This is a genomic window from Streptomyces sp. BR123 (assembly GCF_013401435.1).
In the GTDB taxonomy this organism is placed as follows: domain Bacteria; phylum Actinomycetota; class Actinomycetes; order Streptomycetales; family Streptomycetaceae; genus Streptomyces.
In genome coordinates, this window is record NZ_JACBGN010000644.1 from 1 (window position 1) to 868 (window position 868).

General features: G+C 74.7%; 1 protein-coding gene and 1 pseudogene. Both read right to left on the reverse strand.

What is annotated here, in order from left to right; all coding sequences use genetic code 11:
- A pseudogene (locus tag HYE82_RS38800) lies at positions 1–166 on the reverse strand (SHOCT domain-containing protein); the annotation flags it as partial.
- Positions 167–209: 43 nt separating this feature from the next.
- Positions 210–662 (reverse strand): DUF6325 family protein, encoded by a 453-nt coding sequence (locus HYE82_RS36840; protein ID WP_179178572.1) that lies wholly within the window; start codon positions 660–662, stop codon positions 210–212.
- Positions 663–868 lie beyond the last annotated feature (206 nt).

The following is an 868-nucleotide window of genomic DNA, read 5'->3' on the forward strand; positions in this document are numbered from 1 at the left end:
CCGCCAGGCCGGCCGCTGCTGCCTGCTGCGCGTAAGCGGCCTGGGCCTGCTCCGCGTCCTGCTGGGCCCAGCGGCCGGCCTGGCGGCGCGAGACACGGTTGGAGACGGCGGTGGCCGTACCGGCGACGACGGCGGTGCGTGCGACGCCGCGAAGGAGTCCGGGCATGGTGTCCTGCCTCTGTGGGGGAGTGGATGCGGGTCCGGGGCCCTCAGGCCGCGGATTCGAGCGCGTCCAGCGCCTCGATCACGTCCTGCACCGGCACACGCCCGCTCGCGATCATCCGGGCGTCGGCGCGGCGGAGGGCGGCGGCCAGGGGCGCGGCCCAGGTGTTCTCGTAGAGCAGAACGGCCGCGGAGTCCCCGGGCTGGAGCAGGGAGCCGGCCTCGGCCATGTCGTCGTCGCCGATCAGGCCCGTGGACACGCCCTCGAAGAGCGTGAGGTCCAGCTCGCCGTCGCCGTTGACGTCGGCCAGGGCGATGCCCTCGACCGTGCCGTCCTCCAGCTTCGTGAAGAAGGTGAGGTCGAGGATGCGGATGATCCCGCGCTCGACGAGATCGATCAGCAGGGGCATGCCCTCACCGGTCAGGTGGCTGCCGGGGAACTCGACGACCAGGTAGTCGATGGGGCCGAGTTCATCCAGCTTGTCGTGGTCTGTGGTCACGTCAGCTCCTGTCGCAAGGCCCGGCGACGCGGCACGGGCCGGGGCGTGGGCCGAGCCGCCGCCTGGGGCCGTCGGCACCTTGCCACGACCGTAACGCGCACCCCCGGCCCGGGGATCACCTGCCGGGGGTGACCCGGCGGCCCGGCCCGCCCCGCCCCGCACACGGAGGCGCGGCGAGCCCGGCACACGGGGTCCCGGCCCGGCCC